A 22,566-nucleotide genomic window follows, 5' to 3' on the forward strand; every position below is an offset into this window, starting at 1 on the left:
TATTATTCATGTTTGGCATGATCCTTGGAGTGCGCATTATTTTGGCCATAATAGGCATTAGCACCGTGCTTGCGGTAGTAGTGCTTGTCCAATAGATACTGCGGCAGCTCCAGGTTTTGACGCGTCAATTGCATGGCATGATAGTCCTCTTCAGCTACGACTTCCAGCACCTTGGCATTGTAGACAGCCTTGTCTGGCGTTGGTCCCCAGGTAAATGGTCCGTGCTGGGAAACCAATGCGGCTGGCGTTGCTTCATAGTCCAAACCGCGTTCTTTAAACGTCCGCACGATCGTCTTGCCCGTGTTGCCTTCGTAGTCTTCTTCGATTTCTTCTTTGGTCAGAGCATCGGCAGCTGGTACGTCGGTGTAGAAAGTATCGGCATGCGTCGTGTTTAAGGCCGGAACATCCATGTTGGCCGCCGCAAACGAAACGGCCCATGGTGAATGCGTGTGGACGATCCCGCCAATCTTTGGGAAGTGGTTGTACAGATAAGTGTGCGTCGGCGTGTCAGAAGATGGATTCATGTCCCCTTCTACAACTTCGCCTTTCAAGTTGACAACGACCATGTCTTCTGGCTTCAGCTCATCGTATGGCACTCCAGATGGCTTGATAACGTACAGACCCTTTTCACGATCGATTCCTGAAACGTTGCCCCACGTAAACGAAACCAGTCCCAGCTTGGGCAGCTGCATGTTGGCTTCATAGACTTCTTGTTTTAATTCTTCGAGCATGTTAGATATCCTCACTTTTTATTTAATTACTTCTTCTTGTTGAATTCCTACTTTATTAAACAAAGCATCAAAGTAGGCTTTAGCAGCTTTAATCTCTGAAACTGGATCCGCATCTTGATTATCGCCGGTCCACATCTCAATCGTGTAGCTGCCATTGTATTGAAGCCGCACCAGCATCCGCAGTAAGCCTTCAAAATCAACGCAGCCTTCGCCAAACGGCACGTTTTTAAACTGTCCTTTAAAGGTTGGCGTAACGGCACGCGTATCCTTTAAATGGACTGCCGCAACCGTGTCGATATCATCTTCAAATTGTGCCGGCACATCATTTTCAGGCCAGGCACTTAGATTGCCAAGGTCTGGATAAGCCTGTAGCCAGGGACTTTTAATCTGAGTCTTGTAGTGCGCAATCTTCGTTAATGAATTGATAAATGGATCATCCATCGTTTCAATTGAAAGCATGACCATCTTTTTTGCTGCCATACTGACACATTTAGCTAAATCCTCAACAAACATTTCGCGTGATTCCATGGTTTTATCTTCATAAAAAACATCGTAGCCAGCCAGCTGAATGTTGCGGATTCCAAGATCCACGGCCAGATCGATCGCTTTTTGCATCATTTCAAGCGACTGCTTGCGAACTGCTGGATCCTTTGAACCCAGCGGATAGCGGCGATGACCAGAAAGCATCAATGTGTTGATTCGACTGTGCGTTCGCCACATTGCATTGCGAAAGTCTTCTCGCTGCTGAGCCGTCCAATCCAGCCGCGCCAACCGCTCATCACTCTCATCAATTGAGAATTCTAAAAAGTTAAAACCCAGCTCATGGGTCAGATTAAACTTTTCTTCCCAAGACAGATCTTGAGGCAGCGCTTTTTCGTAGATTCCAACTGCATTAGTTGTCATTGGTTTTTCTCCCTTGTTATTTTTTATTAGTTAACCGCTTAACAAAATGGGTAAATTAAAGACTATATTCAAGACCATCCTGTAATTGTTTAAAATCACGCCAACAGCTATCCATTGCCTTTAAGAAACTTAAATAGGCTTGATACTTGGCATTATAAATTTTCACCTGGTCAGGTTGTGGATCATAATGGCGCTTAACGCTGGACATCGATCTAGATGCCTCTTCCAGTGAGCTATATACCCCAGTTCCCACGGCAGAAGCAATTGCTCCCCCTAAGCCGCCTAATTCTGTAGCATTAACCAGTTCAACCGGTACGTTAAGAACATTCGCAAACATCTGTACCCAACTGGATGAATTGCATGCGCCGCCAGACATTCTAATCACTTCCGGCTTATGACTGACTTTTTGCAACGCTTCAATGTGATATTTATGCGCAAATGCAATTCCCTCATATACAGCACGAATCATCTCTGATTTGGTTGTATTACTGCGCAGTCCAATAAAGCTTCCCTCGGCATCTGGTGCTGCATTGCTTCCGTACAAAAACGGGAAGAAGAGAACCTTACTAAAAGTAGCATCCGTATTTTCCAAAAATGCTTCAAGGTCATCATAAATCGAATGACCCGCATCCTTTGCGTCTCGCATCTCAGCCGTCATCAGCATTTTCAATATGATCGCCAGGTTCCCGGCCGAAGTCGGACTGGAAGCCTCAATCAGATTCTTCCCAGTTGGAAAAATCGAATTCATTAAGCCGCTTTCTTGGGGTGCCGTTTTATCACTAGGAAAAATATTCATATTCCAAGTACCAGCAATTACACTGAATTTAGAATCATCCAACACTCCAGTTGCAATTGAACAGGCATCAATATCAAACATCCCGCCAAACACCGGCGTTCCTTCTTGAAGGTTCGTTTGAGCAGCCGCTGCTTGCGTGATCGTTCCTCTTAGATCAGTTGCTTTAATCAATTCCGGCATTTTATCAAACATTTCTGGAATATCAAAAAAGTCGAAAAGCTTTGCGTCATATTGCTGCGTTGCTAAGTTTAAAAAGTTATTTCCCGAAGCGTCGCCAATCTCCTGCTTTACTACACCAGTGAGGAGAAAACCGACAAAATCCTTATTTGATAAAACCGCACCAATCTTCTCATACTCTTCTGGTCGATTATCTTTAATCCATTTCAAAAGAACTGGGGCCTGGCTTGGCATCACATGCTGTCTGCTGATTGAGTAGATTTTACTGACTCGTTTTTCAAATTCCTCAGCATATTCTTCGGCCCGACTATCCGCTGATAAAATACCATTCATAAAGATATGGTATTCATTATCCAGCACATATAATCCTTTACCATGACCAACCGTTGCGATCCCAGCAATTTCTTTTCCCGTCAGATTAGCCTTTCCAAGTACTGCTCTTATAGCCGCCGCAAGATCATTGCGCAGTTTAACAAGATCTATTTCATGAAAACCAGACTGCGGTTCAAGCCCTTGCGTGGGGAAAGCCTCTGCCGCCAGCTGCTGTCCATGTTGGTTAAAGATAATTACTTTGGTGTTTGTACCACCATTATCAATAGTTAAAAAGTTTTTGACCATATCGCTATCATCCTAACCCTCGGTATCAATCGCATATACTGCTACTTCACTTACTTCACGGTTTGCAGAAAAAAGATACTGATGACCATTCTTTTCATAAACAAGGACGTTGCTTGGACCAACTTTTTCATCAATTAATTGCGAATCGAGGTGGTCACTGGTAATCAATTCAAGGTCCTGTTTTCCAGCACGCCAACCAAAAATAAAGTATTCTCGATTGCCAATCCTGCCACCCCAAATTGCGTGGCCAAATGGCGTCTTAGCATCACTGCGAGAAATCTGATTGAACTCACTGTCAGAAATCCGAAGATACGGACCATGGAAACCTTCAATCGTTAAGTACTCGTTTTTACCATCTTGATTGACATCAGCACTGAAGATGTCTGACGTTTCATAATCGGTTAATTGTTCAATTTTCCAATCTTTACCATCAACCGGCCAATTAAGTTTAAAAATCCCTTCAACGCCCGTAATAAAGGAATAACCATTCATTCGCTTGTATCCATGATTTTTAGTGATTCGGATATCCAAGGCATGCTGATTGATGATTTTTTCCTGTTCATCATCATATTCGCCAACCCATACTTTTCCCGGATCAGACCAATCATCAACGTCCTTCTTGCTGTTGGCAATTGAACATCCTACATACCAGTATCCTTTTCCTGATTGCTTTGGAATGATATCGAAACGATGCACGTATGGAAATTCGCCAATTATCTTTTGGTCCCAATCCTTACCATTCCAAGTTTCCTTGACAATCCGACAGTTAGGCGAATTAAAGCCAGGATAAAAGCGTTGCGTTGCCAAAAAATTCAGGGTGTCAGGGATCTGAACCATCGTCATTGTCCCACCTACATTTGGCCATACTGTAGTTCGTGCAAAATCATTGTCCAGATCATATGCATAGCATGGCTGGGCTTCTTCTGATGCTACAACCAAAAAATCCCGTCCTTTAGCATTCATACGCATAATCGCATAGCAATGATCGAGTTGATCTTTAAAAATTTTCGAAAACTTCATGATTATCACTTTCTTGATCTTTTTGCAGTCTATACCAACAAAAGCTATTGGTGTTTTCCAATAGCTTCTGTATTTGGATTTAGCTATTTATTAACTTGATTAACTGCCTTTCCATCACGTAAGTACGAAATCAGATTATTCGATGCTTCTTCGGCAATTGCCGTCCGTGCTTCTAAGGTACCCGTACCAGCGTGTGGAGACATTACGACATTATCAAGTTCCCGTAAGGCTTCTGGAACAGTAGGCTCGGTTTCAAAAACATCAAGCCCTGCTCCAGCAATCTGATGATTCTTTAATGCATCAATCAGATCATCTTGCTTAATCAAAACGCCTCGTGCGGCATTAACGATATATGCCGTGTTTTTCATCTTAGCAAAGACGTCTTTATTAAACTTTCCAGCAGTTGAAGGCAGTGCCGGTGCATGCAGAGTGATTACATCTGATTCTTTGACCAGTGTCTCAAAGTCAACATATTTCACTTTCAATTGCTGTTCCAGTTCATCAGGCAGCGGATGCGGATCATTATAAATCACATCCATACCAAATACTTGAGCAAACTTGGCAACCTCTGAGCCAATGCGTCCCATGCCAAAGACACCCAGCTTCTTACCTTGCAGACTCATCCCCATGTATTGCTGTTCGGAAACATCGACCCATTTGCCTTCACGAACGATCTTGTCATACATGTGTAAGCGTCGAACCGTAGCCAGCAGCAGCGTAAAGGTCATTTCTGCAGTTGGTACGCGCACGCCCTTAGGACAGTTTGAAACCACAATCCCTTTACTCTTGGCATACTCAATATCAATATGATCAAAGCCGACCCCATTGGCAGTAATGATCTTCAAGTTGGTACCTGCATCAATTAATTCTTTATCAGCCTTGGTGCCCATCAGCAAAAGCCCATCATATTCACTCAAATGTTCAAGAATCCATGCTCGAGTTTCAACTTCAGGGTCGTAGAAAACATCAAAAGTTGCTTTCAGTTCCTTCAATCCTTGTTCTGGAATAATACCAGTAACTAATACTTTTGGTTTGCTCATGCCTATTCTCCTTAATCAGAATTAGTGAGTTTCCTTAAACTTCTTGTAGACTGGATCTTCAGCCTTAGCTGCTGCTTCTACGTTGGCAGGCTTAAAGTAAATGCGATTAGCGTTATTGTACATCACGTCTTCCAGCTCTGCCTGTGAGAAGATATCAGTATTTTCCAACCACGTAGCTAATTGGTGATAAGTGTTGAAAGTTGAAGACCATGGAGAGTCAGTTCCCCAAATGATTCGCTTAGCACCAAGAATCTTTTTAGCCAGACCAACCGTCTTTTGGCAGCGTGGATATGGAAAGGCTTCAGTAGTTTCACCATCAATGTCTTGGATGGCTGAAATATCAACATAGATATTTTCATATGGCGCAAACTGTTCAAGGGCATTTTCTAAGCGATTCAAATGGTCTGCATTAGGGAATGACAGGTGACATACTACAAAATCAAGCTTAGGATAACGCTTAGCCAAGTTAACGATTGCTTCTGGCTGGTAGCTGGTTTGAGTATAGTCACCGTAGTCAGTAGTAATGACAAAGCCAGGGTAATCAGCGAGATAATGCATGATCTTGCTTACATTGTTGTCAGTATCCAAACGGAATGGCTTATGGAACCCATGCAGACCGCCCCCTTGGCTGATTTCAAACTTCAATGCCCGGAAACCCAGATCCTCAACATGACGCTTAACGATATCCATCGCGAAGTCATCATATGGATCTACGGCAAAGGCACCGATAAACTTACCCGGATATTGCTTAACTACTTGATAAGTGTAGTAGTTTTGGTAGCCATTCAGTGTACCTTGCAGAATAACTGCTTTTTCAATATCTTCTTGTTCCATTACTGGAAGGTATTTTTCAGCTAAAAAGTTGTCATCTCCCCAGCCTTCTGGAATTAAATGAATGATTTCACCATTATCCCAGATTGCATAACCATTGCCAAGTGGGCTCAAACGTCCTTGACTCTTAGAACCGGCCAGTGCACGTACCAAATGAATGTGTCCTTCAATCTTTTTCATGATAAAACCCTCCAAATTCTATTTTCTAAATTAGTACTCAATCTTTTCGCTGCTGCCAGAGTAACCAGCATTCTTGTCAGCCATCTTGTTCAAGTAAGTCCAGATTTGAGGACGGTACTTGCGCAGACCAAACAGCATTACCAGGTAAACTACAACGCAGACACCAATCCAAACCGGGTTCTGAGAAATAAATGCAGCAAATACCAATGCATTCATCGGCCGTGCAATCAAGTTAAAACTAGTGATCAAAACCACACCAGCTGGAATTGCGGCACCGTAGTGAGAAACCGCACCGGTGTAGATCGTCCCCAGCCAGCTGGAAGCGTACAGACCCAAGCTGAACCATACAATCCCATTAGCAATGACCTTTAAGATATTGCCGCGAGTAATTGCAACGATTGACTCAACCATAAATGGTAACGAGATCAAGTCGACGATTGGCAAGGTCTTGTTGCCAGGCAAAAGGAATGCAATCAAAACCATGATTGGAATTAAGATAACGCCGGCAATAATCGTTGCTGGTTCACCGTAGCCAACCCCATCATCAACTGCCAAGAACCAACGCTTTTTATCATTGATCTTATCAATTTCCTTACCTTCAGCTTGTGATTCTTGCTTACGGTTCTTATCGATCTCATCTGCCAGTGGCGTAAAGGCCTTAGCAAAGACATTGGTAACCAATGGAAAGATCGTCATAACGGCCGCCAGTTGAATCGAGAACTGTAAAATCTGTCCCCATGCTTGCAGAGTCCCTAAGTCTTTTAGATTACCGAGCACCCCGATGATAAATCCTAAGAGAATCCCCAGGGTAGTTGGTTCACCAAACACACCCAGCTTGTCCTTAAAGGCTGATGGCGTCATCTTAACCTTGTTCAAGCCAAGCAGATTCCAAAGCGGATCCAGCAGAATTGCTGGAATCGTCTGCTCAATGTTGTGCAGTGAGCAGACCGTTGCATTCTTAACGCCATAGTAGTCAGACCAACGATCGGCTTGAATTTCTGCCAAGATCAGAGTGTACAGCAACATGAAGAATGACAGCCCCAGCGACAGCCAGAAGTTATGCGTTACATAGTAGGCCATCGCGCCCCAAACCATGAAGCCGAAGTTGTTCCAAAGGTTTGAAGCCATAAATACCTTAGTGATGCCAAGAGCAAATAAAATCAATTCAACGATCAGTCCGAATACAAAGAAAGTCAAACCGACTGAAGAGCCAAATGAAGCCAGCGAACCTGCCTGCCAGCCAATATCAACGACCGGAAGATTGATTCCAGTCGTCTTAACCATTTGACGAATGATCTTAGTAACGACTGGAGTAAATTCTGTGATAATCCAGCCAAATCCAGTTAAACCAACCCCGGCATAGAATGCACTCATCATTGCTACTTTAGGACGAACCTTTAAGAAAAGCGCGATGATGAAAATCATTATGGGAACCACAACAGTAGCACCAAACGCGGAGAAGAAATTATTAACAGCGTTTAACATATTAGAAAGCATCTCCTTTCCTTTTCAAAGTCAGTACTTATTTAGTCGCTTCCTTTACCAAACCAAGCTCATTAGCAATCGTTTCCGCATTGCCCGCATACTCCAATCCAAAGTCATGTGCGAATGGAAACTTCTTAATCAATGCACGCCAGTTTAGATCGCCGTCTTCTAGGGGAACCGTCTTCAATTCGCCTTGGTCTCTGACAGCATTTTTCAAGTGCAGATATGTCGTAAACTGTTTCAAGTCATCAGCGGCCTGATCAACGTCAGTATCCAACCAAATCCAGTTAGCAATATCGAAGCAGTAATGAATGTCTTTAATCCCAGCATCTTGAATAATTTCAAAAAATTTCTTCGTTATTGCTAATGAACTGTCAGCCAACGTCTGATTATTCTCTAAGGCAATCTCAAATTGACCATCCAAAATTGCTGCCAATCCCTTTAACAATTCTTCCTTGCTGATATCAGACAAGCTCCCAATGTTCAGCTTCAAGTGCGATGAATTCAATTCCCTCATCTCAGTCACATAATCAAGAGCCTTATTATTTAAATGATCGCCCGTAACCAGCACATCATTGACACTGTAAAAGACTTCCAATCCAAGCTTTTGCGCTTCTTTTGCAATCGCTAATCGTTCATTTTTTGATCCGTTCAAGAATTCATTTCTGATTTCAATCGCATCAAAGCCAAGCTGTTTTACTTTTTCAACCAATCTGCTTTGAGAAACTCCATTGTCCAGATCCTTTTTGAAGGCAATGGTATTCAAAACATAGGTACTCATCTCGGAAAACCACCTTCCGCCTCGCGTCTAAAAACACACTGAAAATCCGTTAAGCGCTTAACTAAATTTACGAATTAGATTCTAATTCCAAGTATCTTTTTTGTCAACCGGTAGCGCTTTCTTACATAAGCGATTGAGCTCTATTTTTTCACAATCTATAACTTGTAATTTGGAATAAAATCCTTTAAAATAACAAAATCAAAAAGAATTATAGGATTCTAGTTTCAACAATTTCACAAAATAAAAATAAATTATTTTTATTTTTTCAAAACACAAGCCCTTACTTTTGTCATTGATCATTTAACGATTTTTTGTTAACCGCATTACTAATCGTGATTAAGTATTACCTTATTACGCACAAAGTTGCTCCGACAAAAATGTGATAATATATTAAGAAAAAACTGGATCGGTATGCATAAATGGAAAAATTAACAATTAGCGATATTGCGGCATTGGCAAAAGTTTCTACCGCCACGGTATCAAACTACTTGAATGGTAATTTTAATAAAATGTCAATCAAGACCAGACGCCATCTGGAGGAAATCATCAGCCAAACCAACTATCGTCCTAACAGTACTGCACGCGATTTAGCAAAAAACGAAAGCAAAACGATCGGTGTTTCAATTGCGGACATCACCAATCCCTTTACCTCAGCAGTTTTGTCCGGCATTTCTGATTTCTGCAGCCATTATGGATATAAAGTCGTATTTACCAATGCTGATCAGGATCCCGAAACGGAAGTCAATAATATTATTCGGCTGCGCTCTGAAAACGTTGCAGGATTCATTCTCGATCCTGTTAGCCCAAACGGACCAATCTACAAAGCATTTTCAAATAAATCTTCGGTCATGGTCGATTTGCAGGCAAAACAGTTAAAAATGGATACGATCGTTACTGACAACGAAAAATCCGTCTTTGAAATGACCCAAAAAATGATTGCTAAAAAATATGATGATTTATATTTTGTTAGCTGGCCTTTAAAAGACGTAAGTACACGTCTGCAGCGTTACCAAGGCTTCTTAAAAGCAACCAATTATAAGGATGATGACAGCCATTTGCTGATCGTCCCTCATCACGGAAAGCAGGAAGAATACATTGCTTTTAACAATCGAGTAAAAGAAATCATTGAAAACAAAGGCAGCAAAAAAGTGGGCTTTTTTACAATGAACGGTCGTGTTTTTTTACGACTATTACAAGCTGCTCAACAGTACGGTTTTGCTTATCCAACTGATTATGGAGTAGCAACCTATGAAGAATTAGACTGGATGAAAGTTTTAAATCCTGGAATTAGCTGCATTCAACAAGACTCTAGAAAAATCGGTGAACAAGCTGCTGAACTACTTAATAAAAAGCTAACTGGAAAATCTATCTCTGAACCCAAAGTAACAATTATCCCAACTAAATTAATCATTCGAGAAAGTTTTTAAAATAAAACGTCATCGCTGGTTTTTAACCATTGATGACGTTTTATTGGTAATGCAGTTTAAGTGTGAATTTGTAATGCAGTTTAAGTGTGAATTTAAGGGTTAGACAATTTGCAGTACCAAACATTCAAATTATGGCTAATTAGTTTTCACGCTTGGCATGATCCTTGGAGTGTGCGTTGTTTTGACCATAATAGGCATTAGCACCGTGCTTGCGGTAGTAGTGCTTGTCCAATAGATACTGCGGCAGCTCCAGGTTTTGACGCGTCAATTGCATGGCATGATAGTCCTCTTCAGCTACGACTTCCAGCACCTTGGCATTGTAGACAGCCTTGTCTGGCGTTGGTCCCCAGGTAAATGGCCCGTGCTGGGAAACCAATGCGGCTGGCGTTGCTTCATAGTCCAAGCCGCGTTCTTTAAACGTCCGCACGATCGTCTTGCCCGTGTTGCCTTCGTAGTCTTCTTCGATCTCTTCTTTGGTCAGAGCATCGGCGGCTGGCACGTCGGTGTAGAAAGTATCGGCATGCGTCGTGTTTAAGGCTGGGACATCCATGTTGGCCGCCGCAAACGAAACGGCCCATGGCGAATGCGTATGGACGATCCCGCCAATCTTTGGGAAGTGGTTGTACAGATAAGTGTGCGTTGGCGTGTCAGAAGATGGGTTCATATCGCCTTCTACGACCTCGCCTTTCAAGTTGACGACAACCATGTCTTCTGGCTTCAATTCATCGTATGGCACTCCAGATGGCTTGATGACGTACAGCCCCTTTTCACGATCGATTCCTGAAACGTTGCCCCACGTAAACGAAACCAGTCCCAGCTTAGGCAGCTGCATGTTGGCCTCATAGACTTCTTGTTTTAATTCTTCAAGCATGGCTCTACCTCCTTATTTACTAATCGGTTCCTGTTCTATCCCAACCTTTTTAAACAAATCATCAAAGTAGGCTTTAGCAGTTTTGATCTCTGAAACTGGATCCGCGTCTTGATTGTCGCCAGTCCACATCTCGATCGTGTAGCCGCCGTTGTATTGAAGCCGCACCAGGGTTCTTAATAATCCCTCAAAATCAACACAGCCTTCGCCAAATGGCACGTTTTTAAACTGCCCTTTAAAGGTTGGCGTAACAGCACGCGTATCCTTTAAATGGACTGCCGCAATATTATCGATGCAGTTTTCCAGCTGCGAAGGAACGTCATTTTCAGGCCAGGCACTTAGATTGCCAAGATCTGGGTAAGCCTGCAGCCAGGGACTGTGCACCTGTGTTTTACAATGCTTGATTTTGGTCAAAGAGTTAATAAAGGGATCATCCATCGTTTCAATTGAAAGCATAACCATCTTTTCGGCCGCCATATGAACGCATTGAGCAAGATTTTCAATATATAGTTCACGTGAAAGCATTGTTTTATTTTCATAAAAAACATCATAACCGGCCATTTGAATATTATGAATTCCAAGATCTACGGCCAGATCGATCGCTTTTTGCATCATCTCAAGCGACTGTTTGCGAACTGCTGGATCCTTTGAACCCAACGGATAGCGGCGATGACCAGAAAGCATCAATGTGTTGATTCGACTGTGCGTCCGCCACATTGCATTGCGAAAGTCTTCTCGCTGCTGAGCCGTCCAATCCAGCCGCGCCAACCGCTCATCACTCTCATCAATTGAGAATTCTAAAAAGTTAAAACCTAGTTCGTGGGTCAGATTAAACTTTTCTTCCCAAGACAGATCTTGAGGCAGCGCTTTTTCATAAATTCCCAAAGCATTAATTGTCATAAAAATGTCCCTCCCTCGAGGAATTATGTTACATTTTCATATTAATGAAAGCGATTCACTTATTCAATCTAGTTTTATGTTATTTTTGTTGTTTTTTAGTTAATTATACGATCTCAAAACTTTTTAAGTCGGACGTTTTAACATAAAAAAGCGACTACCAACCAGCCGCTTTCTATGAATTGATTGAGATTCCACTTAACTTAAAGTATGGAACACATAAATGATTAATCAATAACGATTTTTGTTAATTTTACTGATTATTTGTTAATTTTGATCAAACAATGTACCAATACCATCTTTTACAATAGATCTGCTTACCAAAGGCTGACCATTAAAGTAAGCGTTTACAGAAAATACTTGCATGATATAATGTATATATAAATTGCGCTATGAAAGAAGGCTGATTAAAATGGTCGCCAATAAACCCACTATCAAAGACGTTGCTCGTCAAGCCGGGGTTTCAATTGCGACGGTTTCACGAGTAATGGCCAAAAAAGCCAATACCTATACTCCTCAGACTGCCCAACGCGTCTGGGATGCAGCTGCCAAACTGGGCTATCAGAAAAACAGCGCGGCCGCAGAACTGGCGACGCGCTCCAGTGACAAGATTGCCGTAATCGTCAGCAATCCACCAACCAATTTTTCGACTGGAATCTTGGATGGCATGCAGCAGACAGCCCTGGCCCATAATCATCATATTATTATCCTTTATGCCGGCAATCACAGTCCCCAGCTGCTCCACCAAGCGATTAAAGATGCCACGGCCGGTCCGCGCGCCGGTATTCTGCTGATTGGCAGCCAGATTGATCCGCAAAGCCTTAAAATGCTGCAGGATTCACAGCTGCCGGTTAGGCTGGTTTCCAACTACTCTTATGAATTACCGCTACAGTTTATCAGTTCTGATAATACTGAATTGGCTGCTCAAAGCGTTGAATACTTAATTAAAAAAGGCCACCGCCGCATTGGCCTTTTTGGCATTGATCATTCACATACCGGTCTCCAGCGCCGCGCCGGCTATCAAAAGGCCATGTATGAACACCACCTGCCAATTGAACAGGATTGGATTCAATATGGCGATTACAGCTATGAGGCTGGCCAGACCATCATGCAATACTGGGCTGACCTCAAACTGAGCGCGGTCGTTGCTGCCAGTGATCTGGTTGCAATGGGCATCATGCGTCAGGCCGCACAGATGGGAATCAAGATACCGCAAGATCTTTCCATCGTCAGCATTGATGGTACCTTTCTTTGCGAGGTTACAGATCCACAACTGACCAGCGTTACCCAGGACTTTTATCAAATCGGCGTTAACAGCGTCTTAGACCTGCTCGGCAATGCTCCTTCTGAACTGGTACCGTTCAAGCTGGTTGAGCGTGGCAGCGTAGCAGAACAGCCAAAATAAAATCGGATTCGCCAATTGACGAACCCGATTTTTTAGTCTTCTTTTTTACCAAACAAGGCTGCTAGTTTGGCTGCCATGTCCGGATCGAGATTATCTGCCAACGTGCTTTCAGTCTCTGCTTTTTCTTCTTTTTTGACGCTTGTCATCTGTTCAAGCTCATCAGCAACCGCCTGCTCACCTAAGCGAATTGGGTTAATGTCCAATCGTCCGCCGGCTGCATCGGCATGACCGCCGCCTTGATAATAAGTTTCCGCAAACTTTGCCACGTCGACTTTGCCATTGCTGCGCAAAGAAACGCTTTTAGGACTGATTACCAGCGCGGCATCCAGATCCGGCTGCTGTACCAATAGCTCATGCGCGATCTCTGATTTATAGTCGCTGGCATAGACGATTCCAAAGCGGTGCCCATCTGCCGTTGCCTCAACCACGTCTTTTAAGTGCGACTTTAAGTACTTAGCCCGTCGTTCGTTCAAGGTTTGAATTAGCAGGTCATTGTCTTGACGATACGCCGTCCAGCCTTTGTCAAAAACACTTTGCACAAAGGCTTCAGAATAATCAAGCGGATAAAACCAGAACAACTGATTGAAGTCATCAGCTGCCTGACGCTCTTTTTCGCTCATATCGGGATCATTTTGCCAATCCCACGTATCATAGGCACGAATCAGCTCCACCAGTTCTGCCAACTGCTGCTGCCGATCTTGATTCAGCTTAACAAAGCCAGGCAGCGTCTTAAGCCAATCCCATACCAGGCTGGTCGCGCTGGGACTGATTTTTGCATCAGCAGGCTTAACCGTATTGGCCGCAAACTTTTGCCGCAATGCCGCTTCAGTCTCATGGTGGTCAAAAACCAGCCAGTGATTGGCAAACTGCTGATTGAGCTCCTGCATCGTATGCTCGCTGTCTGGCGTCATATCCATAATCCAGACATCCGTTGCCGTGGCTGCTTCGGGACTTTTGAACCAGTAGTCCAGCTCACTGTCGATTCTACCGGCACCGATACTGGTCAAGTCAAACTCAGCATCGGGAAACATAACGTCTTGGACCGTCTTGACCAATACTGGGGCCCCAAAGCCATCCAGATCGTTATGCGAAAAAATTTTAATATTGCGCTTAGCCATAACTAACTTCCTTTGTGATTTTGACTTTATTATAACCGATTCAACAGCTAAATAAGCGTTTCGCCAGCAAAACCGACCTGCTTTTTGATTTCAGCATCCCTTGAGCTGATTTAACATCCATAATCTCATGCTTGGCAACTGACATGTCCGCTTGGCTTTGCTAAGATGGAATCAGTCAACTTTTAGAAAAGAGGTACTTGTGATGGTCTATGATTATCGTCATGAACTAATCGAACTTTTGAACCATACTGCCAGCGACCCGGAAAGTCTGCTGCAGACCCAACGCAGTCTTACGATCATCGTCGACCTGCTTAATCAGCTACAGCCGGTTAAAGAGCCGACGTCTACTGAAAAACAGTCTGCCAAGCCAGGCTATCAGATTCGGCGTAACGTCACTGCCCCAAAGATCTCGCTAGGCCAGCTGATCAATCAGACCGCGGCACCAACGCCCAAGCCGCATGAAACGCCTGCAAAACCGCAACTCAACAAGCAGCCTGAGCGGTCAACGGCTAAAGCAGCTGCCAACCAGGCTTATTTAAGAGACATCCCCGTTACTGCTAAAAACGAAGCACCGGCTGAACCAGCAGCTGCACCTGAGCTTTCGGAAGTCGAACTACTGGCACGCGACAACTGCTATCCCGTCCACCGTCTGTTAAGCGGCGCGGAAATCGATCATCGTTTCTATTCAGAAAGCATTCTGCACAAGCTGCCATTTCCAATCAATGATGGTGATGTCGTGCAGCTGGACCGTCAGCGCTTGATCCATGGCAAACTGCCCGTCATCAATCGTGTTACCAATGACCATCTGGCAATCAGCACGACGCCAACCAAAGTTATTGAATATGCCACTTTGGAACCAGTTGCCGGCTCAGATGTCCTGCAGATCAAAAAGACGCTCAAGGGCAATTCGATTCTGGATGAGTCGCATGCCAATACCATCGTGATCGATCCATACAAATATGCCAGTCGGAATCTCAAGCCTGGCATGATCATCGACTTTGCCTACTATGATCACGGCAACGGAATGCGCGATGCCAAGGCTGGCGAGATTCGCTGGATTCACAGTGAGCACGAGTTTGATACGACCAAAGCGCCACGCAAGCTGCAGCAGCCCAAAAAAGTTAAAAAGACACGCCACGAATACAGCGACAAGCTTGATTACGACTTAAATCAAAAACGCGTCTTAGTGGTAACTGGGGCCCGTGACCGCGTACAGGATCTTAAAGCCGTCGTTGCCAAGCATCATGGCGTCTTCTACAGTCTGGATGCCTCAATGGAAGAAAACGTCTCCAGCAGCAAGATCAAACGGGCCGTTAAGGATGCCGATCTGATTGTCGTCTGCATCGACCGCATTCATCATCGTATCAGTCAGCTGACCACGCACCATGCCAAGCGTAACGACCGGCCATTTGCGATTGCCGCCACGACCAGCAATACCGCTGTCGAACGCGCCATTTTCCGGGCTCTCAATGGTAACAATGCCTACGAAAGCAGCGGTCAGGACATGGCAAAATACGTCAGCGCCGATTAATCAGCAGCTGCTTATTTTAAAAGCCAAAAAGGATGCGCCAAAACCTGACGCATCCTTTTTCATTTTCTGTAGTTTTTATTCGTTGTCTAGCTTGGCAGATACGTCATCAAAGCGATCCTTGATATATTTAGCCGAAGCAGCCAGCTTGTCTTTTTCTTCATCAGTCAGATCAAGCTGTAGCTGCCGAACCAGTCCTTGGCGACCAATGATGGCAGGGTAGCCGACATAGGTGCCGTATTCTTCGCGGAAGTTGGAGACTGGCAATTCAGCGTGCGCGTCATTCAAAACGGCCGTAACCAGACGCAGAGCCGCTGCCGCAATCCCAAAGTTGGTGTGCTTCTTGCCATGGAAGACGACATAGCCGCCTGCCCGCACGTCTTCAGCCAATTGATCCAGATCAACATCGTCACGATCCTTAGCCAATTCGGTTACAGGATGACCCATGACCCGTACCTGTGACCAAGCAGAGAATTGCGAGTTGCCGTGTTCACCCAGGTTGTAGCCAGATACCGAGCGCGGATCAACGTCAAACTTTTGACCAACGACTTTTTTCATGCGTGAAGTATCAAGCAGCGTCCCCGTCCCGATTACCCGAGTCTTTGGCAGACCAGTGTACTTTTGGAACAGCGCGGCAATCACGTCACAAGGATTACTGATTGAGACCAGCACGCCATGGAACCCGACTTCTTTTAGTTTAGTACCGACTTCTTTAGCGGCCTTGCTGGTAACCTTCAATTCAACAAATCGATCATGCTTGGCATCGTCATTCTGCACGCCGATACTGCCGACAGCGATCACGACGACATCCGCATCGGCCAGGGCTTCATAGTCGTTGCGCACCACTGTGGTATGAGTTGGCAGATTGGCCGCCGCGTCTTCAAAATCGGTTGCATCCGAATTCAGCTTTAGTTCGTTGGTATCAATCAATACCAGCGTATCCGCCGTCCCTGCTACCAGCATATTGTTAGCCAGCGTTGAACCAACATTTCCTGAACCAATAACACCAACTTTTCGCGTCATAATTACGCACGACCTTTCTAATCTTTTTTTAATCTTTTTAATTTATGACTAAGAATTTAACATTTTTAGATTCAAAGTCAACTCATTTTAAAAAAACTAAATTAAAATAAGATTAATCCTTTTAGACAGCCGGCTTTCAATTAATTTATTTAATAAAAATAAGCAGCCGGCTTAATTATAGCTGACTGCTTATTTGACTATGATTTGCGCAAGCTCAGTTTCTCGACGTTTAAGACCTTATCCAGCCAGCCTTGATAAAAACTTTGCTCGTGGCTGACCAGGATCAGGTTCCCGGGATATTCTTGCAGGGCTTTTTTGAGTCCTTCCTTGGTTTCATCATCCAAATGATTGGTTAGCTCGTCCATGATTAAAAAGTTTGATGGCGTCAGTTCCAAAATGGCCAGCTTAACCTTAGTCTGCTCACCACCAGACAACAACGACAGCGGCTTTTGCGTATTAGCGGCATTGATCCCTGCTTTGGCCAGCTTTTGTCGAATCGTTTTTGGCTGCATGGTTGGAAAAAGATTTTGAATCGTTTCCAGTGGCGTCAGATTAGGTTCATCCCACACCAGATCCTGATCAAAGTAGTTAATCCGTGCTGAAGGCGAAAAAGCAGCCGTCCCCTGCAGTGCTGGGATCTTGCCCAGAATCGACTTGATCAAAGTTGACTTACCGACACCGTTAAACCCGGTAAACAGCAGCTTTTCACCCATCGTCATCGAAAACGTCACGGGTGCGAGCAGCGGATGACCATAACCGACTGACAGCTGATTGACCTTTAAGGCATTGGCAGAACCGGTATTTTCATAAGGAAAGTGAAACGTCGCCTTTAGATTATCAGTTGGCGGATCAATCCGCTTCATCCGGGCCAGCATCTTTTCACGGGATTTGGCCATGGTTGATTTGGAACCCGCCTTGTTTTTGCGAATAAACCGCTCTGCCTTTTCAATGACCTCCTGCTGCTTTTCGTATTCGCGCTCCTGGGTCTCCTTGCGCTCAGCCTTTTGCCGCATTGCCTGCATAAAACTGCCACGGTACTTGGTAATCTTGCCAAACGCAACGTCACAGATCGTGTTGGTCACGCGTTCCAAAAAATCGTAGTCATGTGAAATAATCATGGCTGCGCCGTCAAAATCATTCAGATATTCAATCAGCCATTCGATGTGCGCGGTGTCCAGATAGTTGGTTGGTTCGTCAAGCAGGATCACGTCTGGATTTTCCAGCAGCATTTTGGCCAAAATGATTTTTGAGCGCTGGCCGCCACTCATTTCGGCAACGACATGGTCCTTGCCAATGTCATTTAGCCCCAGCCCATTCATAACGCGCTCAATTTTGGTTTCGACCTCGTAAAAGTCAGCCGCGTCCAAACGTTCCTGCAGCCGGCCAGCTCGTTCCAAAAGGCGATCATCCATTTCCGTGGCATATCTTGCATAAAGCTCATTCATCTGCTCATTGATGTCATAAAGCTCTTGAAAAGCCGTATGCAGAAACTGAATCAGCGTCATCCCATGTGGAATATCGACGTATTGATCCAAATAGCCGATCTTGGTGTTTTTCTGCCACTTGATATCGCCCTCGACCGGCAGCTCCTTGCCAATCAGGATTTTAATCAAAGTTGACTTGCCGGCCCCGTTTTGACCAACGATCCCCATATGCTCATGTTTTTCCAATTGAAAGCTGGCATCTTCATAAAGCTTCTTATCGGCAAAGCTCATCGTCAGGTTTCTAACATCCAAAACCGCCATTTTCTCTCTCCTCATCTAATTTCAAAAATAAACAACGTGCTTTTCATGTTAGCACAGACTTTGCTTGCCCTTCAATTGGCAGCGGTAGGCTTCTGAGACATTGAAAATATTTATCAGTGCTAAGATAGAGTTGTTGTATTGTTGCAGAATCTAAAAAGAAGGCATTTCATGGAAATTTTGACAATCTTAGGCAGTCCCCACGACCCTGCCGTTTCAACGATCTTAGCACATCAATTGATCAAAGGAGCCCAGGCAGCAGCCAACCACGTTACGATTTTTGACGCCGGCCATCACCCTTTGGCTCCCGTTAAAATGGATGCCGACAATCACTTATTGCCAGGTGATGCCGTAACTGAACGACTGCTTGATCAAATGGTAGCCGCTGATCTGATCGTTTTTGCCACGCCAATGTTTTATTATGGCATGTCCTCACAGATGAAGGCCGTCATTGATCATATGGGCGAGCGTGATGAGCAGCTGCATGATGACAAACAGGCCATTTTGGTTGCCAGCGCGCCGCACAATGATTTTGACCCGCTAAAGTCTGAATTCAAGGCGATTTTTGATCACCTGGGCTGGAAGTTTGCTGGACAGGTCTTAGCTGGCAAGGAAACCACACCACATCATCTAAGATTTTATCCCGACCTGGCCTACGAGTTGGGCAAAAGTCTTAACTAAATCGCAAGTAGGCTTGCAGCAGTTCTGTCAGTCATTCCAGCCGTTAAGTCAATTGATAACGGTCTTTTGTCTCTGCCAGGTTCAAAATGACTTCATATTTTTTTCAAATAGTCTTCACTGTCCCATCATTTTGTCTTGTTAAATTAAAAACCGTGCGGAATTTCGCACAACTGAGCAAAAAACAAAAACATGGAGTGATTACTATCAAGAAAAAAGCAGCTAAGGCCTTAATTGCTGCCGTGGGTGCTGCCGGAGCCATGACCGCCGCGCAGACGACTGCCCATGCTGATACTACGGTTACCGTAGCTTCGGGCGACACGATCTGGGCCTATGCACAGCAATACAAGACCACGGTTTCTTCAATCGTTTCGGCAAACTCACTTTCCAATCCGGATCTGATCTTCCCTGGTCAGCGGATTACGATTCCAGAAACGACCATCAATCGACAAAAGAACAGCCAGCGTCAGACGACTAAGACTACGACGGCCAGTTCCACGGCTGGTTCCGTCAGCGCCAGCGTTTTTGCTGATTCAAGCACCAGCTCAAGTTCAGCGGCAATTGTTTCCAGTGCTTTAGATACTGCCAGTCAAGCCGTTGCCTCAACGACGGCTTCGAGTGATGCTGCAACTGATACCCAAACGACCAATACAGTATCAGCTCAGTCTGCTGATTCAGAATCCGTTCAATCAGCTTCGTCTGCTAATGAGAATACTGCTGCCGCGACCGGCTCAACTGAAGCAACGACTTCCGCAACAACTACTGCAACGCCGGCAGCCGCAACAACCGAATCAGCAGCCAGCACGGCATCTTCAGCCACCTATGAGTCCAACTCAGCCGCTGCCAATGCCGCAATGGCCAACTACACGATTACCTATGGCTTAACGGATGCCGCCAGTGTAAGCACCACTTCAACGGCATCAACCAGCCACGTGGCAGCTGGTCAGGGACTGGCAACCGCGCAGTCAATGATTGGCGTTCCTTACGTCTGGGGCGGCAATACGCCAAGCGGTTTTGACTGTTCCGGACTGGTTCAGTACTCCTATGGTCTGTCCAGCAGCTATCGCACGACGACCCAACAGGCAACGCTGGGAACTCACTACTATGATGTTGAAAACGCACCCGCGGGAGCTCTCTACTTCTGGGGAACCGATTCAGCACCATACCACGTTGCAATTGCAGAAGGAAATGGCAACTACATTCAAGCGCCAACTCCTGGTCAAAACGTGCAAGAAGGCAATATTCAATATTACCGTCCTAACTACTACATCGTTATGCAATAGTTTTAAAACTTATCAACATTCTTATCAACTTAACGCTTAAGACAAGCTCTTAAGCAAAAGGCGCTCGATCGCATCATCCGCGAACGGGCGTCTTTTAGTTTTCTTTTAGAATTGCTTGGGCCGCGTGCCAGGCCAGTGCCGCACATTTGATTCGAGCCGGAAACTGTGCCACGCTGCCCAGAATTGCGGCATCCTGGAGCTGTTCTTGCGCCTGGGCACTGATTTTTTGACCGATAACCAGATTCGAAAAAGCCTGAATCAGCTGTTGGGCGTCTGACACCGATTTGCCAATCAAAACATCGCCCATCATACTGGCTGAGGCTTGCGAGATCGTACACCCGCTGCCGGTAAACTTAAGGTCGCTGATCTTGTCGTCATCGATCCTGACTGTCAGATTGATGGTATCGCCGCAGGTTGGATTATGCAGTGTGGTCTGCGCGGTTGCGTCCGGTAGTTTTCCTTGGTGATGCGGGTGGCTGGCATGTGCTAAAACCAACGTGCGATATAAATAATTAAGCTTGCTCAAACCCATTTTCAAAAAACTCCTTTGTAGCCTTAATCGCATCAATCAAGCGGTCAACGTCTTTTTGATCATTATACAGGTAAAAACTGGCCCGCAGAGTCGCATTGACCCCCAGATAATCCATCAAAGGCTGTGCGCAGTGATGACCGGCACGAATGGCTACCCCTTCCAGATCAAGAGCCGTCGCCGCGTCATGAGGGTGAATGCCAGCCAGATTAAACGCCAAGACGCCAGTATGCCGATCTTGTGGGCCATAAAGCGTCAAGCCATCAATTGCCAACAGTTTAGGAATCGCGTAAGCAGCCAGTTCTTGTTCATGTTCCGCAATCGCTCGCATGCCAAACTGGCTTAAATAATCAATCGCCGCGCCTAAGGCAATCGCACCGCTGATGTTGGGCGTACCAGCCTCAAAGCGCCAGGGAACCGGTTTAAAAGTGGCCGTCTGCTGAACAACCTGATCAATCATCTCACCGCCAAACTGACTGGGGCAGAGCCGATTCAGCCAAGCCATTTTTCCATATAAGACGCCGATTCCGGTTGGCGCCATCATCTTGTGACCAGAAAAAGCATAAAAATCCGCGTCCAGTGCTTGTACGTCAACCGGCAGATGCGGCGCGGCCTGGGCTCCGTCAACGACCAGGCAGGCCCCGACTTGATGCGCCATGGCACTGATTTTTAAAATAGGATTTACTACGCCCAAAACGTTTGAAACATGGGCTATGGCTACTACTTTGGTTCGTGAATCGATTTTGCGCGCAGCATCGTTAAGATCCAGCTCTTGACGATCATTTAAGTCGATCAGCCTCAGCTCAGCCCCGGTTCGCTTAGCCAGCTGCTGCCAGGGAACCAGATTGCTGTGATGCTCCATTATCGTCACTATGATCGCGTCATTTGGCTTAATCAGCTCACTCAGTCCCTGCGCGATCCAATTAATGCTTTCCGTTGTTGAACGCGTAAAAACGATTTCTTCAGCTTGCTTGGCATTGATAAAGGCGGCGGTTTTTTTCCGAGCCGTCTCATAGGCTGCAGTTGCCCGCTGCGCCAGCGTATGCGTGCCCCGATGAACGTTGGCATGATCATGCTGGTAGTAGTGCTCAATCGCCTTTAAAACCGGTGTCGGCATCTGAGCCGTCGCCGCGCTGTCCAGATAGGTCAATGGCTCATCGTTAACTCGCTGCTTAAGAATGGGAAAATCTTGTTTAATACTTTCAATATCCACTTGGCTCGCCTTCTTCTAAGAAAAAACTCATAAAAATCTAACTTTTAGTTGACAAAAGATCGTGACACTGATTATACTTTAAAACAATCAAACACGCGAAAGGAGATAAGCAAATGAGTTACAACCGCATCCAACTTAATATTCGTTGGCAAAGCCGGTAGCTCAGATCGCACGGAATGCGGTCTGGGAAGTCAGATCCATTCTGTGCCGGCTTATTTCATAATGCAAGCCTGCATGGAACCACATGCGGGCTTTTTAATTTCCCAAGAGGAGGCCTGCAGACTGGCTTCCTC

General features: G+C 45.1%; 20 protein-coding genes. 5 read left to right on the forward strand and 15 right to left on the reverse strand.

Annotated features, from left to right (window positions below; translation table 11 throughout):
* Window positions 1-2: 2 nt before the first annotated feature.
* The 8 genes from H0G69_RS09400 to H0G69_RS09435 form a co-directional block, all read right to left on the reverse strand.
* The gene (locus tag H0G69_RS09400) at window positions 3-731 is read right to left on the reverse strand and encodes an L-ribulose-5-phosphate 4-epimerase (protein ID WP_006500733.1); all 729 of its coding nucleotides are present in this window, start codon (window positions 729-731) and stop codon (window positions 3-5) included.
* An 18-nt stretch (window positions 732-749) separates the two neighbouring features.
* Window positions 750-1,634 carry an L-ribulose-5-phosphate 3-epimerase gene (locus H0G69_RS09405; protein WP_006500734.1) on the reverse strand — a complete coding sequence of 295 codons (885 nt, stop codon included), beginning with the start codon at window positions 1,632-1,634 and terminating at the stop codon, window positions 750-752.
* Between the two features lie 55 nt (window positions 1,635-1,689).
* Window positions 1,690-3,225: an FGGY-family carbohydrate kinase gene (locus tag H0G69_RS09410; RefSeq protein WP_180304786.1), complete on the reverse strand. Its 1,536-nt coding sequence runs from the start codon at window positions 3,223-3,225 to the stop codon at window positions 1,690-1,692.
* 12 nt (window positions 3,226-3,237) lie between these two features.
* Window positions 3,238-4,245: a hypothetical protein gene (locus tag H0G69_RS09415; protein WP_180304787.1), complete on the reverse strand. Its 1,008-nt coding sequence runs from the start codon at window positions 4,243-4,245 to the stop codon at window positions 3,238-3,240.
* A gap of 83 nt (window positions 4,246-4,328) precedes the next feature.
* On the reverse strand, window positions 4,329-5,285 hold the full coding sequence (locus tag H0G69_RS09420; protein ID WP_006500737.1) for an NAD(P)-dependent oxidoreductase: 957 nt from the start codon (window positions 5,283-5,285) through the stop codon (window positions 4,329-4,331).
* Window positions 5,286-5,306: 21 nt separating this feature from the next.
* A complete protein-coding gene (locus H0G69_RS09425; protein WP_048345750.1) occupies window positions 5,307-6,296 on the reverse strand; it encodes an amidohydrolase family protein in 990 nt (329 codons plus the stop codon).
* Window positions 6,297-6,326: 30 nt separating this feature from the next.
* A complete protein-coding gene (locus H0G69_RS09430) occupies window positions 6,327-7,781 on the reverse strand; it encodes a PTS galactitol transporter subunit IIC (protein WP_034540588.1) in 1,455 nt (484 codons plus the stop codon).
* Window positions 7,782-7,818: 37 nt separating this feature from the next.
* Complete coding sequence (locus tag H0G69_RS09435; RefSeq protein WP_180304788.1) at window positions 7,819-8,562, reverse strand: sugar phosphate isomerase/epimerase family protein; 744 nt, start codon at window positions 8,560-8,562, stop codon at window positions 7,819-7,821.
* A 419-nt stretch (window positions 8,563-8,981) separates the two neighbouring features.
* On the opposite strand from H0G69_RS09435, the gene H0G69_RS09440 reads away from it, so the two are divergent.
* Window positions 8,982-9,989 (forward strand): LacI family DNA-binding transcriptional regulator, encoded by a 1,008-nt coding sequence (locus tag H0G69_RS09440; RefSeq protein ID WP_180304789.1) that lies wholly within the window; start codon window positions 8,982-8,984, stop codon window positions 9,987-9,989.
* 139 nt (window positions 9,990-10,128) lie between these two features.
* On the opposite strand, the gene H0G69_RS09445 is transcribed toward H0G69_RS09440, so the two are convergent.
* Together H0G69_RS09445 and H0G69_RS09450 are read right to left on the reverse strand one after the other, a co-directional pair.
* Complete coding sequence (locus H0G69_RS09445; protein WP_180304790.1) at window positions 10,129-10,860, reverse strand: L-ribulose-5-phosphate 4-epimerase; 732 nt, start codon at window positions 10,858-10,860, stop codon at window positions 10,129-10,131.
* A 12-nt stretch (window positions 10,861-10,872) separates the two neighbouring features.
* Window positions 10,873-11,751, reverse strand: coding sequence for an L-ribulose-5-phosphate 3-epimerase (locus tag H0G69_RS09450; protein WP_205311113.1), 879 nt, complete (start codon window positions 11,749-11,751; stop codon window positions 10,873-10,875).
* A 415-nt stretch (window positions 11,752-12,166) separates the two neighbouring features.
* On the opposite strand from H0G69_RS09450, the gene H0G69_RS09455 reads away from it, so the two are divergent.
* On the forward strand, window positions 12,167-13,159 hold the full coding sequence (locus H0G69_RS09455; protein ID WP_180304792.1) for a LacI family DNA-binding transcriptional regulator: 993 nt from the start codon (window positions 12,167-12,169) through the stop codon (window positions 13,157-13,159).
* A 32-nt stretch (window positions 13,160-13,191) separates the two neighbouring features.
* Here the strand turns inward: H0G69_RS09455 and H0G69_RS09460 are convergent, their stop codons facing one another.
* The gene (locus H0G69_RS09460) at window positions 13,192-14,277 is read right to left on the reverse strand and encodes a DHHA1 domain-containing protein (protein ID WP_180304793.1); all 1,086 of its coding nucleotides are present in this window, start codon (window positions 14,275-14,277) and stop codon (window positions 13,192-13,194) included.
* A gap of 199 nt (window positions 14,278-14,476) precedes the next feature.
* Between H0G69_RS09460 and H0G69_RS09465 the strand changes: the two genes are divergently transcribed.
* Complete coding sequence (locus H0G69_RS09465) at window positions 14,477-15,808, forward strand: DUF2325 domain-containing protein (protein ID WP_180304794.1); 1,332 nt, start codon at window positions 14,477-14,479, stop codon at window positions 15,806-15,808.
* Window positions 15,809-15,883: 75 nt separating this feature from the next.
* Here H0G69_RS09465 and H0G69_RS09470 read toward each other — a convergent pair whose 3' ends face one another.
* Together H0G69_RS09470 and H0G69_RS09475 are read right to left on the reverse strand one after the other, a co-directional pair.
* The gene (locus tag H0G69_RS09470; protein ID WP_180304795.1) at window positions 15,884-16,828 is read right to left on the reverse strand and encodes an L-lactate dehydrogenase; all 945 of its coding nucleotides are present in this window, start codon (window positions 16,826-16,828) and stop codon (window positions 15,884-15,886) included.
* A gap of 197 nt (window positions 16,829-17,025) precedes the next feature.
* Window positions 17,026-18,573, reverse strand: a complete 1,548-nt coding sequence (locus H0G69_RS09475) for an ABC-F family ATP-binding cassette domain-containing protein (RefSeq protein ID WP_180304796.1) — start codon at window positions 18,571-18,573, stop codon at window positions 17,026-17,028.
* A 168-nt stretch (window positions 18,574-18,741) separates the two neighbouring features.
* On the opposite strand from H0G69_RS09475, the gene H0G69_RS09480 reads away from it, so the two are divergent.
* Window positions 18,742-19,251: a flavodoxin family protein gene (locus H0G69_RS09480; RefSeq protein WP_006500748.1), complete on the forward strand. Its 510-nt coding sequence runs from the start codon at window positions 18,742-18,744 to the stop codon at window positions 19,249-19,251.
* A 194-nt stretch (window positions 19,252-19,445) separates the two neighbouring features.
* Window positions 19,446-20,531 carry a C40 family peptidase gene (locus H0G69_RS11095; protein ID WP_275691263.1) on the forward strand — a complete coding sequence of 362 codons (1,086 nt, stop codon included), beginning with the start codon at window positions 19,446-19,448 and terminating at the stop codon, window positions 20,529-20,531.
* A gap of 94 nt (window positions 20,532-20,625) precedes the next feature.
* Here the strand turns inward: H0G69_RS11095 and sufU are convergent, their stop codons facing one another.
* Window positions 20,626-21,063 (reverse strand): Fe-S cluster assembly sulfur transfer protein SufU, encoded by a 438-nt coding sequence (gene sufU / locus H0G69_RS09490; RefSeq protein ID WP_180304797.1) that lies wholly within the window; start codon window positions 21,061-21,063, stop codon window positions 20,626-20,628.
* The gene (locus H0G69_RS09495) at window positions 21,044-22,273 is read right to left on the reverse strand and encodes an aminotransferase class V-fold PLP-dependent enzyme (protein WP_180304798.1); all 1,230 of its coding nucleotides are present in this window, start codon (window positions 22,271-22,273) and stop codon (window positions 21,044-21,046) included. Before H0G69_RS09495 ends, sufU begins: the two co-directional genes overlap by 20 nt.
* Window positions 22,274-22,566: the final 293 nt, after the last annotated feature.

The sequence above is a fragment of the Limosilactobacillus mucosae genome, from assembly GCF_013423865.1.
Lineage (GTDB): Bacteria > Bacillota > Bacilli > Lactobacillales > Lactobacillaceae > Limosilactobacillus > Limosilactobacillus mucosae.